This window comes from Streptomyces sp. NPDC001890, assembly GCF_042891445.1.
Classification (GTDB): domain Bacteria; phylum Actinomycetota; class Actinomycetes; order Streptomycetales; family Streptomycetaceae; genus Streptomyces.
On the sequence record NZ_JBIATE010000030.1, the window covers coordinates 21857 to 37617 of the forward strand.

17 protein-coding genes and 1 pseudogene are annotated in these 15761 nt (G+C 70.3%); 3 read left to right on the forward strand and 15 right to left on the reverse strand.

What is annotated here, in order from left to right; all coding sequences use genetic code 11:
- Window positions 1-5: 5 nt before the first annotated feature.
- Together ACFYY1_RS37190 and ACFYY1_RS37195 are read right to left on the reverse strand one after the other, a co-directional pair.
- Window positions 6-302 carry a hypothetical protein gene (locus ACFYY1_RS37190; RefSeq protein WP_388593626.1) on the reverse strand — a complete coding sequence of 99 codons (297 nt, stop codon included), beginning with the start codon at window positions 300-302 and terminating at the stop codon, window positions 6-8.
- Window positions 303-304: 2 nt separating this feature from the next.
- Window positions 305-718: a hypothetical protein gene (locus ACFYY1_RS37195; protein ID WP_388593628.1), complete on the reverse strand. Its 414-nt coding sequence runs from the start codon at window positions 716-718 to the stop codon at window positions 305-307.
- 572 nt (window positions 719-1290) lie between these two features.
- Here ACFYY1_RS37195 and ACFYY1_RS37200 point away from each other — a divergent pair.
- Both ACFYY1_RS37200 and ACFYY1_RS37205 read left to right on the forward strand, forming a co-directional pair.
- Window positions 1291-2355 carry an NlpC/P60 family protein gene (locus ACFYY1_RS37200; protein WP_388593630.1) on the forward strand — a complete coding sequence of 355 codons (1065 nt, stop codon included), beginning with the start codon at window positions 1291-1293 and terminating at the stop codon, window positions 2353-2355.
- 84 nt (window positions 2356-2439) lie between these two features.
- Window positions 2440-2514 (forward strand): annotated as a pseudogene (locus ACFYY1_RS37205) (hypothetical protein); the annotation flags it as partial.
- 1056 nt (window positions 2515-3570) lie between these two features.
- On the opposite strand, the gene ACFYY1_RS37210 reads toward ACFYY1_RS37205, so the two are convergent.
- Both ACFYY1_RS37210 and ACFYY1_RS37215 read right to left on the reverse strand, forming a co-directional pair.
- Entirely contained in the window at window positions 3571-5340 is a 1770-nt protein-coding gene (locus ACFYY1_RS37210) for a relaxase/mobilization nuclease domain-containing protein (protein ID WP_388593631.1), read from the reverse strand.
- Window positions 5337-5780 (reverse strand): hypothetical protein, encoded by a 444-nt coding sequence (locus ACFYY1_RS37215; RefSeq protein WP_388593633.1) that lies wholly within the window; start codon window positions 5778-5780, stop codon window positions 5337-5339. Before ACFYY1_RS37215 ends, ACFYY1_RS37210 begins: the two co-directional genes overlap by 4 nt.
- 242 nt (window positions 5781-6022) lie before the next feature.
- Here ACFYY1_RS37215 and ACFYY1_RS37220 point away from each other — a divergent pair, with 242 nt between their 5' ends.
- Window positions 6023-6400, forward strand: coding sequence for a hypothetical protein (locus ACFYY1_RS37220; RefSeq protein WP_388593635.1), 378 nt, complete (start codon window positions 6023-6025; stop codon window positions 6398-6400).
- Window positions 6401-6633: 233 nt separating this feature from the next.
- Here the strand turns inward: ACFYY1_RS37220 and ACFYY1_RS37225 are convergent, their stop codons facing one another.
- From ACFYY1_RS37225 to ACFYY1_RS37275, 11 genes are all read right to left on the reverse strand, one after another.
- Complete coding sequence (locus tag ACFYY1_RS37225; protein WP_388593636.1) at window positions 6634-6840, reverse strand: hypothetical protein; 207 nt, start codon at window positions 6838-6840, stop codon at window positions 6634-6636.
- Window positions 6837-7271, reverse strand: coding sequence for an ATP-binding protein (locus ACFYY1_RS37230; RefSeq protein ID WP_388593638.1), 435 nt, complete (start codon window positions 7269-7271; stop codon window positions 6837-6839). The genes ACFYY1_RS37225 and ACFYY1_RS37230 overlap by 4 nt, the downstream gene beginning before the upstream one ends.
- A gap of 106 nt (window positions 7272-7377) precedes the next feature.
- Window positions 7378-8604 carry a multiprotein-bridging factor 1 family protein gene (locus ACFYY1_RS37235; RefSeq protein WP_388593640.1) on the reverse strand — a complete coding sequence of 409 codons (1227 nt, stop codon included), beginning with the start codon at window positions 8602-8604 and terminating at the stop codon, window positions 7378-7380.
- 161 nt (window positions 8605-8765) lie between these two features.
- The gene (locus ACFYY1_RS37240; protein WP_388593642.1) at window positions 8766-10433 is read right to left on the reverse strand and encodes a hypothetical protein; all 1668 of its coding nucleotides are present in this window, start codon (window positions 10431-10433) and stop codon (window positions 8766-8768) included.
- 616 nt (window positions 10434-11049) lie between these two features.
- On the reverse strand, window positions 11050-11685 hold the full coding sequence (locus ACFYY1_RS37245) for a hypothetical protein (protein ID WP_388593644.1): 636 nt from the start codon (window positions 11683-11685) through the stop codon (window positions 11050-11052).
- A 152-nt stretch (window positions 11686-11837) separates the two neighbouring features.
- Complete coding sequence (locus ACFYY1_RS37250; protein ID WP_388593646.1) at window positions 11838-12707, reverse strand: phosphoadenosine phosphosulfate reductase family protein; 870 nt, start codon at window positions 12705-12707, stop codon at window positions 11838-11840.
- A gap of 188 nt (window positions 12708-12895) precedes the next feature.
- Window positions 12896-13399: a hypothetical protein gene (locus tag ACFYY1_RS37255; protein ID WP_388593648.1), complete on the reverse strand. Its 504-nt coding sequence runs from the start codon at window positions 13397-13399 to the stop codon at window positions 12896-12898.
- A gap of 132 nt (window positions 13400-13531) precedes the next feature.
- Entirely contained in the window at window positions 13532-14101 is a 570-nt protein-coding gene (locus ACFYY1_RS37260; RefSeq protein WP_388593651.1) for a hypothetical protein, read from the reverse strand.
- A gap of 93 nt (window positions 14102-14194) precedes the next feature.
- Window positions 14195-14392, reverse strand: a complete 198-nt coding sequence (locus ACFYY1_RS37265; RefSeq protein WP_388593653.1) for a hypothetical protein — start codon at window positions 14390-14392, stop codon at window positions 14195-14197.
- 83 nt (window positions 14393-14475) lie between these two features.
- Window positions 14476-14844, reverse strand: coding sequence for a hypothetical protein (locus ACFYY1_RS37270; RefSeq protein WP_388593656.1), 369 nt, complete (start codon window positions 14842-14844; stop codon window positions 14476-14478).
- A 101-nt stretch (window positions 14845-14945) separates the two neighbouring features.
- Window positions 14946-15440: a hypothetical protein gene (locus ACFYY1_RS37275; protein ID WP_388593657.1), complete on the reverse strand. Its 495-nt coding sequence runs from the start codon at window positions 15438-15440 to the stop codon at window positions 14946-14948.
- Window positions 15441-15761 lie beyond the last annotated feature (321 nt).

The following is a 15761-nucleotide window of genomic DNA, read 5'->3' on the forward strand; positions in this document are numbered from 1 at the left end:
CCGCCTCAGCCTGCGATGCCGTTGAGGATCGCGATCAGGGAGCCGGACAGGAGGATGGCCGCCAGCCCGCCGCCCATCCACTTGAACGGCTCCGACCCTCCGCCGTTGCGCGACTTGTCCGAGACGGCGAGCTTGTAGACGCCCCAGCCCACACCGCCGACTCCGGCCAGGACCAGCCCCCACAGGCCGTATCCGAAGATCTTGGTGACCGGGCCGTCCATGCCCGGGATCTTCGTCGGCTTGGCCCCAGGAATGAGATCGCCGTCGGCGGCGAGGTACATCTTCATGACGAGCCGGTTCATGCTCATTTCCCTTCGATCGTGCGCCGCAGCTTCTCGGCCGCGGACCGAACGTCCTTGTACTCCAGGGCCTCCGCTGGCCCCTTGACCGCCCGGAGGACGGGCAGGTACGGCAGCCTCGCTACCCCGGCCAGCCGCCCCTCCAGGGCGCGGACCAGGAAGCGGGCATCCTGCACGGGGCGGGCCGGAGCATCGGCCACCCACACCAGCCACGGCCGGGGCAGCGGACCCCAGCGCAGCAGGGTCTGCTCCAGCATCTGCACGCCGTACAGCGTGGTGTCAGCCACGAGCACCGGAGAGGCGCCGTACGGGATCTGCTCCCCGTACGCCAGGATTCGGGCCCGGGCGCCGCCGGCGTCGTTGTCGAGCATCGCGGCGACCGTCGCCACTGCAATGCCGTACCCGTTGTCGATAGGCATCAGCGCGTACCGGAGAACCGGCGTACCAGTCCCCGGGGTTGATGTCACCAATTGGGCGGTCATGCCACAACTCCCCCCTGCATGCCTTCGTTTAAGCCAGGATATTGGGCTCGTAGGATCACTGAGGCTAGCGTGAACCCCCGACAAACCTGGGTGCTGTTTTCGCGAGAGCCGGAGGTCAAGCAGAGGTGCCGCCCTACAACAGCGCGCGTCAGTCAGGGATTTACCTGCAAAGCAGGAGCTGTTTCGAGACGGCAAACCGATCACACCTGGTCGCCTCAACCGAAATCACAGCGTCAACACCGACACGCATCAGCCACACCCCCGAGCCGCCAACGGTTCCACGCAGACGTCTCCATTTCGCCGCGCGAAATGAAGAGGGCGCCATTTCGCTGTGCGAACTCGCCCTACCTGAAACCTGATCCCCGACCCTACGTGAGCCGCAGCTCCACACGCGGTCCGGCCCCGGCCGAATGGAGGCGCACATGCCAAACAACTCGTGATCTAGTACGGCAGAAAGTCACACAACCGGCACGACAGCGAAGCGAGAACACGCACGGGGGGGGTAGCACGTGAAGGTGCTCATAGGGGCCGTCGCCGCAGCCGTAGGACTCGTCGTCCTGGCACTCCTCACAGTGGTGGGGGTGCTGATCTCCGACGACGACGCCTCGGCCACCGAGTCGACCAGCGCCAGCGGCGGTCTGAAAGGTGTCCCCGCCGAGTTCCGCGAGTGGATTCTCAAGGCGGACGGCGCATGCAAGGAACAGGGGATGACCCCCGCCCTGCTGGCCGCCCAGCTCTGGCAGGAGAGCAAGTTCAAGACCTCCAAGAAGGAGGCCACCAGCTCCGCCGGCGCGCAGGGCCCGGCCCAGTTCCTCCCCTCCACCTTCGCGACATGGGGACGCGACGACGACGGGAACGGCGAGATATCTCTGTGGGACATCGGCGACGCCGTGATGGCCCAGGGCCGGATGATGTGCTCGCTGCTCCGGCAGGCGAAGTCCTCCGGCTACCAGGACGACGTCCGCCGCCTCGCGCTCGCCGGCTACAACGCCGGGTGGGGCAGAGTCCAGCAGTACAAGGGCGTGCCCGACGAGGACTTCGCGGGCGGGGAGACGTTCAACTACGTCCAGCTCATCATGTCCACCATGCCGCGCTTCCAGGGGCCCAGCCTCTTCGAGGTCTCCGGCTCCGGCTCGGCGGCCGCCGCGCTGCGCAAGGCAGTCGGACGGATAGGCACCCCGTACGCCTGGGGCGGCGGCGGCCCCCAAGGCCCGTCGAAGGGGTTTTGCGACGGCACCAACGGCTACCTCAACGGCAAGTGCATGGCCTCCAGCACCGTCGGCTTCGATTGCAGCGCGCTCGTCCAGTACGCGTTCTGGCCCAAGCAGAAACTGCCGCGCACGGCGTCCGCACAGTACGGCGCCACGTCCGACCGGCCCGTCTCCAGGGCCAAGCTGAAGCCGGGCGATCTACTGTTCTGGTCGCGCGGCGGAAGCGGCTCGATCTACCACGTCGCGATCTACGCGGGCGACGGCAACGTCGTGCAGGCGCCGCGCACCGGAAAGAACGTGGAAGTCGCCCCGCTCACCTCCGCAATGCCCGAGCGGGACTACTACGGAGCCACCCGCCCCTGACCCGGAACGACGTGTGCCGCAGACCAGAAACCGGTCTGCGGCACACGTGCGTTCGGCCGGTGCTCTACCGGGTCTTGCCACTCGTCGGCGCGGGCCCAGCCTCCCGGTGCGCGGCCACTCCCGGTGTGGTCGGTGCCGTGCCCTTCGCGGCCGACTTAGTAGGGCCCACGCTCGGCGACGTCGACCGGGCCGCCGCGGTGTTCACCTTCGGCCCCAGCCCTGCCGGCGCACCGACCGGCTTGCGCAGTGCGTCGTTGGCAGCCTGCACCAGGCGCCGCCCCACCTGCGACTGCGGACCCTCCCGCCATGAGGTGTCCTTCGACAGTCGGGCCAGGTGCTCCGCGACCGGCTGGCCCTTGCTCTCCATGTCCGCCATCCGCGCGGCAACCAGCGGCCACTGACGCGACGCCACGAGGAGATCCGCCTCCCGCTCCGCTCCGGGCATCGCCTCGCGCACCATGCGCGTGAACTTCTGGTTCTCCGACGGCGCGATGGACAGTTGCCGAAGGGCCCGTTCCCGGTCTCCCAGGTCGAGATCCTTGGGGATGTCCAGCCCGGTCGTCATCGGACCGTACGACAGCTTCGCGTCCCGGCTCGTGGTCGCCGCCGCGAGCACCTTGGCAACCGCCTGGTCGACGCCGACACCCTCCTCGTGCGCAGACGCGAGGATCGCCCGGACGTCGACTCCGCGCTCGTTCAGCGTCGCCATCGTCCGCGCCATCTCCGGCCACGCCGGGGAGGAAAGGATCGCCTCGCGCACCGGTCCCGCCGGCAGCGTCTCGCGCAGGGCCTTCGCCCACTCCTCGGTGCCCTCACGCTTCACCTTCTCAGCGTTCGCCGCGACCTGGTCCCGTACCGTCACGGTGATCTCGCCGACGCGCGGGAGCATCGCCTCCAGGTCAACCCCGGCCCGCTTGAGCGCCATCAACTGCTGGGCAAGCTGGGGCCAGTCCGCCCCCTCCAGCAACGCCGCGGCGATGTCGTCCGGGAGGAACTTCTTGACCTCCTCCGAGGCCTCCGCCGCGGACTTCTCGGCGTCCGGGAGTTCGTCCTCCTTCCCTGCCTTCTTCTGCTGCTGACGACGTACCGCGTCCGCGATGGCCATGACCAGACGGAACGCCATCACGGAGGTCTGCACCGCCTCTCCGACGGCCTCCGTAAAGGCCTCTCCGGGGCGTTCCTCCGGTGTCGGCATCGACATGTTCGCTCCCCTCGTTACCGGGCCCGTCGGGGGCCCTTGCGCTGCTCGTCACCCGGTGGCCGACGTGTCGGTCCGGGCGCCCCCGTCTTGCGCGGCCCACTGGTACGGCCGGTACCGCCCGTGGACGTCGGCGACGGGCTCTTGCCGGTGGCCGCCGCCGTCGCACCGCGCTGACGACTCCACCCGTCCAGACGCCATGTAAGCACCTCGGCGACCGAGTCCGCTGAGCCCAACTCCCGCCGAGCGGCGACCGCGGCAAGGACGTCGACCGGGTCCTCCCCCGCCTTCTCGACCGCAGCCAGCCGCGTACGCAGCGCGGGCCAAGCCGGGTCCGCAAGGATCTCCCGCGCGTGCCCCGGCACGGCCTCCTGGAGCACGCCCGCCATCGGCCGCTCGCCCGAGACCGACGGCGCCCGGCGCGCTCCCGGAGTCCGGGTGCCCGCGCGCTTCGGACGGGGCCGGTACTCGCGTGCCGCGCTCGCGCCGGCGGTCACCTCGACCGCTTCCCGCAGCAGTCGACCAGCCCGGCCGGAGGCCTCCGCCTGGGCCCGGTGCTCCTGCGCCTGGTGCCACTTGCGGGAGGCCTCGATCGCGGTCACCAGGGCGAGCAGGAACCCGAGCGCGGCGACCGTGTCACTGCGCCCGGCGGCCGCTGCCGACTGCGACAACAACTGTGTCGACTCCCGGTACAGGCTGCGCGCCTGACCCTCCAGGATGCGGTCGCCCGGGACGCGCGACGCGCGCTCGAACTCGTACGCCGCGTCCTTCAACCGGTCGCGCACCATGCGGGGTGAGATCACCGCGGCGATGACGATGAGGTCACCGAGCGCGGCGACGTCCCCGGCCCCCTGTCGCAGTCCGCCCGCGCCGAGCTGGTCGGCGGCCGCGCGCACGCGCCGCTCCGCCTCCTGCCACATCTCCGCCGGCGCGACCGTCGGCACGGAAACCGGCGTCGTCCAGCGTTCCCGAACGCGTGGCAGGGACAGGTCGGAGGCGAGCCGGGCGCCCGGGAAGAAGACCGCGCGATGCCCGCCGTCGCGGTCGCCGGGCATCGCGACGGAGTACCCGGTGATGTTCCCGTCCGGCGCCACCCGCTTGTTCACGCGGACCCCGGCCGCGGTGAGCCGGGCGAAGAAATCGTCCTCGCTCGTGGCGGCGGCCGCGGCCTGGCGGACCGTCCGCTGGAGCGTCTCGCGGACCGGCTCCGACAGGCCGCGCCGGACGGCCTTCTCCTGCTCGCCCGTCTTCGACCACTTCCTCGCGGTCTTGTCGCCGTGCTTCAACCGTCTTAGCCCGAACTCGATCTCGAAGTTCCGCGCGGCCGCGTGCATGTTCGGGATGTCCTGCCGCAGTCGCGGCTGCCGTCCGTCCTGCCTGGCCTGCGTCGCGACGATGTGGATGTGGTCGTCCGCGTGACGGATCGCGACCCACCGGCAAGCCTGGTCGTCGCCGTGTTTGGCGATGCCGGAGGCGTGCATCATCTCGCGGGCGACCCGTGCCCATTCCTCGTCCGTCAGAAGTCGGTCCTCGGGCGCGTTGCGAACCGCGACGTGGTACACGTGCTTGGCCGGTCGCTTGCCGAGCAGGGCGTACACCGGGGCGTCCAGGATGAGCGCCAAGTCGGCGATCGTCATGTCCGGCGAGCGCGCCGGGTCCTCGATATACGGGTCGTTCCACGAAGCCACCATGTGCGGGTCGGTGTGCTCGTCGCGCTTGCCCGGACCGTACAGATAGTCCAGCAGACCCCAGGTATCGTCACCATCTCGGGCCCTCTTCGGAATCACGACCGGGGTTGCCTCTCACGCATCACCTGGAGTGTCGCCGCGTGCAGCTGCCCGATCGCTTTCACCAAGGCGACATTTACCGCGTCCTCATGCTCTGAGGAAACCCTGCCTTCAGCGTTCCGAATCTTCGCGATCTGGTTGTGGTTGTTGCCCACTCGTGCGAGCTGAGTAGTGGCCCGGACGAGTTCGGCCAACACATCCTTAGCGTTGGGCGACACCGGTACAACCACTTCCGCTGCGACCGCCAGGGCGGCGGCGGCGACCCAGGAGGCGAGGGCTTGGTTGTCTCGCGCAGCAGCCTCGCGGACGATTGCCAGCTCGGTGTCTGTGTAGGAGACCTTCAAACGGTTATTGCGACGCCCATCGGCCTCGCGCTCGCGGTATCGCGCGCTGCGATCAGAGGAACGGCGCCGGCCACCCGCTGCTTGTGGCTCTGCCACACCAGCCCCCTTCCCAACCCCCCGGTCCGTGCTCGGACCAAAGATCACCGGCCGCCCACAGTAGTGGGCCGAAAGCCGGGGATCACGCAAACTGGGCCCAGTTTGCACTAACTCGCTTCCGGTGGCTATGGCCGCCGGAAGGGTGTCAGGTAGGAACAACTGACCGTCAAAAATACCTGTGGGCTGCGGTGATGCGGTGTCCCGCGCGCCGGTGACCGGGAGCAAGCCAGTACGATCACGGCATGGCGAGCGCACACGACATCATGCAGCGGATGAGGGAACGTCAGGCGGCACGCGAGGCGGCTTTCGAGCCGCTCGCGGAGATCCTGGGGCAGCGTCAGGAACTCCAGCGGCAGCTGGCCGCCCTGGACGAGCCGTACGGACAGGCCTTCGCGACGGCGGAGGCCGGAGGGTGGACTGCGGATGAGCTGAGGGAGATCGGCGCCGAGGAGCCCGCAAAGCGCCCCAAGGGGCGGCCGCGAGGCAAGCGCACCACAGCGAAGAAGGCGGCGCCGGAGACGGCCTCCACGGACTCCTCGGCCGGTTCGCCGACGGCGGTCCCGACGCAGAGCGGTGCCGCAGAGCAGGAGACCGCAACCGCCGGGAGCACGTCCGTCTGACGGCGCAGAACGAAGAGAAAGGGCCCCGCTGTGCGGGGCCCTTCGCGTTGCTGGGGTATCTCTCCCCGGCCTCTCCAGTGTCCGGCCGAACTCCTCCGCGTCGGGGACGGACGGCGCCCCGGAACCCTTCACGGGTGGATTCCGGGGCGCCGCTTCCAGCCGCTGCCCGCGACGGGGGTGGCGCGGGCAGCGGGGTTCGAGAGCGGGCTACGGCCCGCTGCTGCGGCTGGACCTCACAGGTCTCCCGCCGCGATCATCTCGGCGCGCGTCCGCCGGATCTTAAGCCGCCGCGGATTCTCCGCCGGCCACTCCGTGCCGCCACCCGTCCGGGGCCGGAGCCAGACAACTCCACCACGCACGTCGGTCACCACGGCCCGGGCCTGGCCCTCCACCACCTCGTCGCCGACCGACGGCAACGGCTCGGTCTCATTCTCGGTCATCGAGTCACCTTCATCTCTGCCCAGACACGCTTGCCCCACGGGACGCGCCCGGAGCCCATCAGGTCGTATCCCCACCGGTCCGCAACCTCCTCGACCAACGCCAGTCCGCGACCGTCGACGTCGTCCGGTCCGGCCTCTCGCGGCTCCGGAACCTGCCGCGGTTCGCGGTCGACCACGGCGACGTACACCCGGTCCTCTTCGGGACGGTCGATGATCACCCGGACGCACTCACCGCGAGCGTGCCGGACGGCGTTCGCGAACAGCTCCGCCAGCAGCAGCGCCGCGCTGTCGCCCGCGTCTTCCATGTTCCAGGCGCACATCGCCACGCGGGCTAAGCGCCGTGCCTTCTCTGCCGTCTCGGGTGTGCGCGTCATCGTCTCGCTGTAGCCGGGGTATCCCGACCCGCGTGGTGTGGTGGTCATGCCGGGCATCGCCAGACCTCGGGTTAGCGGATGGTCGAGACACGACCGTAAAAGGCGGAGGGGGTAGCGACAGGTACAGTCGCTACCCCCTCGTGGAGAGGTACAAGTTGTACCCCTAAGCGGCGACGCCGAGTTGACGCGCCAGGCCTCGCGCGTCGTCACGGATGATCGCGCTTCCGGACTCCGCCAGTTCTCCGGCGGCGCCCCGGGCGAAGAGGTTGAAGCGGGCGGTTTCGGGGCTGGCCTCGTACGCCTTCTTCAACAGGTGGACGACCGCCACGTTCTCGCCTTGCAGGCTGTACGCGCGGGCCGTCTCGATGATGTGGAAGCTTCGGCGGGTCGCGCTCTGCATGGCGCCGAGGTCGATATGCGTGGCCGCGTCGACCGCCGCCCCGCCCCTCACGAGGTCGTTGTTCATGGTGATCGCGTACGCGTCGACCATGCTCCGCCCGAACACCAGCCACGGGTGCGCGTACCCGTCGCCGAGCCGCTTGGCTGCGGCATCGGCACGGTCCCAGTGCCGTTCCGCGTTCCCCTTCTGGCCGACCTTCGCGTACGACAGGGCGGTGGCCAGGTGCAGCAATCCACCGAGGGCGATGTCCTCCGTTCCGCGGTTCGGGTCGAGCAGCTGGATGGACCTCATCGCCAGTTCGACGCGCGCCTCGTGGCGCTCCCCGGCGTCACGGAAGACGTGGTTGAGGTACCACGCCGAGGCGGCGATGGCGCGGGGACTGTCGGCGTCCTGGGCCATCGTCATGGACCGGTCGCCGGTGAGCATCACCAGCTCCGGCGCGGGCTGGAAACTCAGGTAGAGCTGAGCGAGGTGGTAGGCCTGCGCGAGGTACACCTGGACCCGGCGCCGCTCGGCGCCTTCGTGCGCGCGGGCGGCGTACTGGAGATCGGCCAGCAGTGCGGGGAGCACGTTGGCGACGCGGGTGCGGTGGTCACCGAATCCGTGCCAGGCCTGCCACGCGTTCTGCACCCGAGTGGCGAGCGCCGCCGCCGGCGCGGGCTCATCGTCGTGGCTCAGCAAGTCGTAGGTGGTCAGTGCTTCCTTGACACGCAGCAGGGCGGGGTGGGCGGCCTTGGTGTAGGTGGCGGCCGCGAGCCGCTCGTCACCGGTGAGCGAGGCAAGGTCGTCCACTCCCAGGGCCTCCGCCAGACGCAGGAGGAGCGGCAGGCGTGGCATACCCAAGCGATCGTTCTCGATGGCCTTGACCCATTCCGTGCTACGGCCGACGAGACCGGCGAGCACCGGTCGCGTCTGTCCCTTCCGCTCGCGCTCACGTCGGACCCGTTGGCCGAACGTTCGAGGCGAGCCATTTTCAGCGTCGTGCGCCATGATGGACTCCGTTCTGACGTCGCACTCAGGACGGTACCGGTGCGCGAGCGTCCGGGAACACTGGTCTCTGGTCGAGTACCCGAAGGGAGACCGGAAAGCCCCGGTGGGCCGCTGATCTTCCAGCGGCCCACCGGGGCTTTGAAGTTGGCGGGGGCTTTCCCCTACGCCGCTGCGGGCGTCGGCTCGGGCTCCTCAGCGAAGAGGTCCAGCTGGTCAAGCTCCGTGATGCTGGCGCCGGTGTCGATGCCGTACAGCTCCCGGACGTACGCCCGGATCTTGGCCTCCCAGTTCTCGTCTCCGAGAATCCGTCCGAACACGGCGGCTGCCACCATCGGGCAGACCGCGTCCGCTGCCTGCTGGGCGACGTTGCGCACTCCGCGGCCGCGGCCGACGTGGGTCCACGGGTAGTCACTGGGGAAGCCGACCAGACGGCCGATGTCGGACTGGGTGATCGTCTCGCCGGTCTCGGAGTCGGCCCATCCGTACGCGGTCGCGGTGACGCAGGTCGACGGAAGGTCGGCGCTGCGCGAGCCGCCGCCCTTGGCCCGGCCGGTCGCGGGGTCGACGGGCCGGTGACCGCGCGTCAGGTAGACCCGGCCGGTGCTCCAGCCGACGACTTCGGCGAAGGTCGGGGCGGGGATCGGCTCGGCCGGAGTGACGTCCACAAACGGCTGCTCGGCGCCACGGTGAGCGGCCATGAACCGACGCTTGCGGTGGCTTCCGCCGTAGGTAACCGCGTCCAGCGTCCACGCCTCCGTGGTGTGCCATCCGGCCTGCGTCAGCTGCTCGAACAGTGCGTCCTCGATCTGTCGGGGCAGCGCGCTCGACTGCTCGACCATGACGCACTCCAGGATGCCGCCGGGCCGGGCGAGCATCCCCAGCGGCCAGATGATGACCTCGGCCATGAGCCCGGCGCGCGGGTCCTCCAGCTGCGCGAGCGGGGCGCGGACCTCGTCCCACGTGTCGCCGGAGCGGGGCGCGTAGCCGGTGGGCGAGTGCTCCCACGGTGCGAATCCGGCGGCCGCGCCCGCCTCCAGGATGACGTTCAGGATGACGTCGATGGAGGCGGTGTACCGGCCCTTGCCGAGACCGCTCGGGGTGAACGCCTGGCACGGCGGGGTGAGGGCGATGATGCTGACGTACTGGAGCGCCGGGTTCTCCGGGTCGAGCGTGGTGACGTCGGCGTGGACGACGCGGAATCCGGCGGCCGTGGCGGTCGCGACGGCGCCGCCGTCCAGGTCGATTCCGATGATGTCGACGTCGGCGCCGAGGATGTCGCGCAGTCCGAGGGAGAGGCCTCCGGGGCCGTGGAAAAGGACGATAACGCGCTTGCGGAGGATGCGTCCGAAGGTGTCGCGCTCCGGGGCAAAAAGCCACTCGATCGGGAAGGGGCGGGCGTACCAGTCCAGGAGTTCGCGGGTCTCCTCGTCCAGGGCGGCGATGCGCTCGGCGGTGACGGTACCCCGGCCCTCGAACCGTCCCAGTGCGATGGCGGCGCGCTCCCCGCGTGCCTCGTGGGCAAGCTCCTCGACTCGCTCGTCGTGGCCCTCGACCACGGCGTGCGCGCACTCGGTGATCCGCTCGACGGCGCGGTACGCCCACTCGTCCGTCTCCTCGTCGGGGTTCAGGTCGGCGTACTCGGTGAGCAGTGCGGCGGCGCTCTGGCACTCGGTGAGTGCGGGGTGTCCGGCTGCCGCGGTGAGGGCGGCCGCGTCCTCGGCCTCCTGCTCGGCGGCGTCGGCGGCGGAGTCTGCGCCGATGCTGAGTGTGGGGCGGAGCAGGCTCAGCATCCCGCCGGCGGGCACTCCGAAGGCGTGGGTGTCGCCCATGGTCCACTTCCTTGGTGTCGTTGAGGCTTTTCGGTGTGGCCCGGGGGCCCGCCGGGAGGGGATTCCCGCCCCCTTCCGACATCACTAATACTCTCAAGTTTTTGGGTGGAGGTCAACCCCCAACACTCCACAAACCCGCAGGTCAGAGGTCTTTTTGAGGGTCTTTTCAGGGATCTCCGTGCGCCGCCCCGCCCGTCTCGGCGGCTCGCCGTACGACGGGCCGGTCGGGGGGTTCCCTCCGCGGCTGGGCAGGCGCAGCCGACCGCGGGCCGCGTCGGGGGGCAAGGCCGGTCTCAGCCGCGAAGCGGCTCGGCCTTGCGGCCCGGCGCGGGCTGTGGTCCCCTCCGGGGGCCCGGACGCGGAGGGAACCCCCCGACCCCGCCCACACACCCACCACCCACGCACCGCAAGGCGACAGCGGCGCCCCCTCCCCTCTGTGGAGGGTCCAGGGGTGTGGGGGCGGAGCCCCCGCGATGCTCGAACCCGCACCCCTCGACCCCACCCCCACCACCAACTCACCTCTTAAGAGGTGAAGATGGGGCGGGTCGGTGAAACGACGATGGCCAGCACGCCCCGAACCGGGGTCGCGCTGGCCATCGTTCGGCCCGAGGGCCTCCTACTGCTGGGCTCCCTTGCGGGCCCGGGTGATGACCCGCTTCCAGGTGATCACGGCCTGCCCGTGGCGCTCGGCGAGCAGGGTGGCCACTTCGCCGACCTTCATGTCGGGGTGGGCAGCGAGCATTTCGGCGGCCTGCTGGACGCGGGGGTCCGGCGCCTTCTCCTTCGTCCGGGAGCCGACCGGGCGGCCTCCGCTGGTCCCGAACCCGCCGTCGGGGTCGTCGGCGAACTCCCAGAGCTGGGCCCTGGTGCGGTACTCGCGGGTGCGGGTCGGCAGCTTCTCGATGCGGATCGGGTCCGGCCACCCGCGCGGCGGCGTCTTGGCGTACTGGGTGATCCGGCTGATGTCGACGCCGAGGACGCGGGCCTGCCCCGCCGGCGGGAGCTGCTCGTCGGGGTCGCCGGTGCGGTCGATGCCGCGGCCGTCGCGGGGCTCGCGCTCGTGGTGCTCGGCAAGCCACTGGGTCCACGTCTCCAGGTCCCAGTGCGGGACTCCGTCGATCACGCGGGCCGGGGGGTGACCGTTGACCTCACGGTCGTGCCACAGGTTCGCGAGGCTGGCGACACGGCCGTAGTTGCTGTGCTCGACCAGCTCCTCCTGGGTCGCCCACTGGCGGCCGTCGATGCTCTGCACGGGAATGCTCCTGGTGATGTCGGTCGCGGATAAGATGGTGGGTGGTTCGGTTTTAGGTCTGTTGAGGGCCTTCGGTGGCCGGACCGCACGGCCCGGCGGGATTCCCACGCATTTGCGCCCCGCCGGGCCGCCCTACGTCTGCCGCCGGCCAATCAGCTCCGGGCGCGCTCGATGATCTCGCGCAGGCTGATGGACGGCTTGAACTGCTTGCCCATGTCGACCTCGGCCTCGGCGTACTCGTCGAAGATCCCGGGGTTCAACTGGGCGGAGAGCACCAGATCCTCGTTCCCGGCCAGCGGGCAGGCCCGGCAGCTCAGGCGCCGCATCCCCATGCGGTATGCCTCGTGGGATGCGATGCCGTTCTCCCGGTGGATCTCCCACACCTGCTCGGTGCTGAGCTGGTGGATCGGGAGCCACGTCGTCACGACCCGCAGCGTGCCCTTGCCGCTCATGCGGTTGCGCTCCAGGATCGGCTTCTTGGCCCGGGCCCTGGACTCCTCGGCGCGCATACCCATCGCGTACCCGGCGCGGACCGGGCGCCCGAGCCGCAGCTCGGCGCCGACCTCGTCCACGTAGTCGCGACCGACCGCGGTCTTGGTGTCGCTCGTGCAGTAGCGCGCGAAGTGGCCCGGCCAGTTGCCGTGGGAGCGAATCCGCTCCCACAGCGAGCCCCACCGCTGACTGCGCCGGACGGCGAAGGGGACGCCGTACTGCTCGGCGTGCGCGCGGGCGACTTCGAGCGCACCGGGCCACTCGACCAGGTGACCGCGCTCGGTGGTCCCGAGGTCGCAGTGCAGGATGCGGACCTTGTCGAGCTGGCCCGCCTTGTCGGCCCGGGTGCAGACCTCGTGCACCGTGGCGCCGGAGTCCTTGCCGCCGCTGTCGCCGACAATCACGACGTCATGGGCATCGAAGTCGAACTCGGCGCGGAGCGCGGCCGGCGCGGCGGCCGGCGCGGCGAACAGTTCCATCTGGGCGCCGCACCCGGTGCCGCACGGCGGGGTGAAGGGGGGCTTCGTCATGGATGAGTCCTTCGGTTCGCTGAGGTGGTTCGGTGTGAGCCCGGAGGGCTCGGCGTCGGTCCGGGATTCCCGCCCCTTTCCGACACCACCAATACTCTCAAGTTTTGCGGTGTTGGGCAAGTCCGGGGCTCACCCCGGGGCCCCTCCCCCGGCCCGTCTCCTGCGAGGCGGGCCGGGAGAGTCGGCGGTCAGCCCCGGGTGAGCTGAGCGAGGGCGGCGCGCTTGTCGTGCAGCGCGAACACCGCCTCCAGCAGCGCCTGGGCGACCTCTTCGGTGCCCGCTGCCGCAAGGTGGCCGTGCAGGGTGTCCAGCGCGGCCGCGAGCTGGGCGTCGTCCTCGGCCAGGCAGCAGCCGGTGATGTCGGCGGCGGCCGGGTTGTGCAGCGGGCGGCGGTCCATGGCGTGCCTGACGTACTGCCCGAACTCCGGGGGGAACCCGGTGCCGGGGTTGCTCGCGGCTTCGGTCTCGGCGTCCGCGAGGGCGAGCCGCGCGTCGGCGGGGATGCCGTCCGCCTCGGTCGGGGCCTCCTCCCAGAACGAGATGACCACGGTGTCGAGCAGTTCGGCGATCATGTGCAGGGCCCGCCCGTTCCACGCGGAGGCGAACAGGGTGCGGCGGCGGGCGATGTCGGCCAGGGTGGCGGCTCGCCATGCGGCGGCGCGGGCCTGCGGGGTCGGTTCGAAGGCGGTCATGGTGGTTCCCCTCCAGGGGGTTGAGGTTCTTCGGTGTGACCCGGGCGGGCGGGATTCCCGCCCCGCCGGCGCCCGGGGTGAGGCTCGGCCGGTGCTGCCCGCCGGTCCCGGGAGGGACCGGCGGGCGCCGGGCTACTTCTGGTACGCGGGGATCAGCTCGCGGACCTTCTCCGCGCCGATGCATCCGCCGTCGTGGCGGTAGATGCTCGGCGGCTGGCCGTTGCGTCCCCGGTGGTGGCTCCAGTAGCGGACCCCGGACCAGCCGCACAGCTCACAGAGCAGGTACCAGGGGTTATCGGACCCCGGGAACCCCTGGGAGACGGCCCTCCAGTGGTGCTCAGTCAGACCGGCGAACGCGGTCCGCGCGCCACCGAGGTTCCGTCCGTTGACGGGCATCCGCGGGTGCAGCAGGGGCACCGGCCCGTTCAGCGGCTGGGGCGCTTCGGCGCGCACCTGGTCCAGGGAGACGGCCTCGATGCGACCGGCGATGTACTCCTGGATGAGGTGGGCGGCCGCCATGTCGATGCCCTTCTTGCCGGTGGGCGGGCGGCGGAGGTTGTGCTCCCCCTCGCTGGTGACGACCAGCCAGTCACGGTGCCAGCGGAAGGCCTGTCCGAGGACCTTGTCCGCGCCGATGATCACGGGGTAGCGGCACTCGATGTCCGGCTCACCCTTGCGGTACGGGAGGGTTGCGGTGCTCATGACGTGCTCCTTGTTGAGGTGGTTCGGTGGTTGGTCTGGCAGGGGTGGGCGGGGATTCCCGTCCCGCCCACCCCTGCCGGGCGGGTTGGACTATCAGCCCTGGAACTCAGCCGAGTCCTCATCGATGGCCGGGTACTCGGACAGCGGGTTGTCGATCAGGGCGAGTACCGCTCCCGCGAAAATTTCCAGGGCGTGCGCGTCGTGGGTGAACTCCCCCGCCCGCTCCTGGGCCGTCTCGATAGCCGCTTCGAGCTGTTCGCGGGTGTAGACCTTCTGGCTGCTGGCGCTCACGGAGAACTCCTTGTTGAGGTTGGTTCGGTGGGGTCGTGGGGCGGACGGGATTCCCATTCCGTCCGCCCCACGGGGCGAAGGGGCTAGCTCGGGCCGTCGGCGAAACCGGCGCCGGTGAAGGCGAGTTCGTCGGCGTAGAAGACGTCCTCCAGCTCCTGGAACGTCCGCCGGTCGGCGTGCTCGCGCAGGGCGAGAGAGGCGGCGTGGCCCTGGCTGACGGCCTGGTAGGTGCGGAAGACGAGCGGCGACTGCGAGTCGTCGCACGCGGCTTCCAGGTCCTCGCGCTGGGCGTACAGCTCGACCGGGTGGTCGGAAGCGCGCTGGACCTCCAGCACGTGGCGCTTCTCGATGTCCTTCCAGACGTTCCAGTCGTAGACGCCCTCGTCGTCGGCGATGACGAAGTAGGTTCCGGGCCGCTTGGTGAGGTCCACGCGGGGCTCGACTCGGTCCATCTCGGGGTTCATGCCGCTGGGCCTTTCGTTGAGGTGTTCGGTGTGGGGCCCCGGTGGGCGGACGAGGATTCCCGCCCTGTCCGCCCACCGGGATATTTGAATCAGTGCTCGTCGCGCTCGATCACGCGGAACTCGAAGCCGTCGTCTGAGGTGAGGACGTGGCCCTCCATCAGGTCCTCGGTGTGCGCGGCCAGCTCGGAGAACCGGAAACCGGCTACCTGCATCGCCTTCCACAGGTGGCTCGCCACGGTGCGGTGGTCGTCCCCGTGTCCGACCGTGAGCCAGTCGCTTTCCGCGCCGCGTACCTGTGCGAGGTAGCGACCGGCGTCCTCGGACTCGTCGTCCGTGTCGGCCCGCTCGGTGGGCCAGGTGGCGAGTTCCGCCTCGTAGTTGCGCACGGCGCGGCTCGCGACTCCGGCGGCACCACCGGGGTGGTCGTCGGTGTCCGCGAGGTGCAGCAGGTCCGCGATCAGGTCCTCGATCGGGTTCGCGACGCCGTCGGCGTGCTCGGCGCCGTACAGCTCCCACGCCTTGCGCGCACGGTCGGCGCGGTCCGGCGTCGTCAGGTCGCTGAGGTTCAGTGCGATGGAGTCCACGATGTGGCCTTTCGTTGAGGTTTTTCGGTGTGGCCCGGGGGCCGATGTCGGGGGGATTCCCGCCCCCTTCCGACATCACTAATACTCTCAAGTTTTTGGGTGTAGGTCAACTTCAAAACGCCGAAAAACCGCAGGTCAGAGGCCTTTTTTCGGGAGTTTCAGGGGCCTCGATCGACTGCCCCGACCCCTCTCGGCGGCTCGCCGTACGACGGGCCGGTCGGGGGGTTCCCTCCGCGGCGGGGCAGGCGCAGCCGACCGCGGGCCGTGTCGGGGTGCCAGGCTCGCGCTCGCGCGACCGCCGAAGGCGGCTTGGCCTGGCGG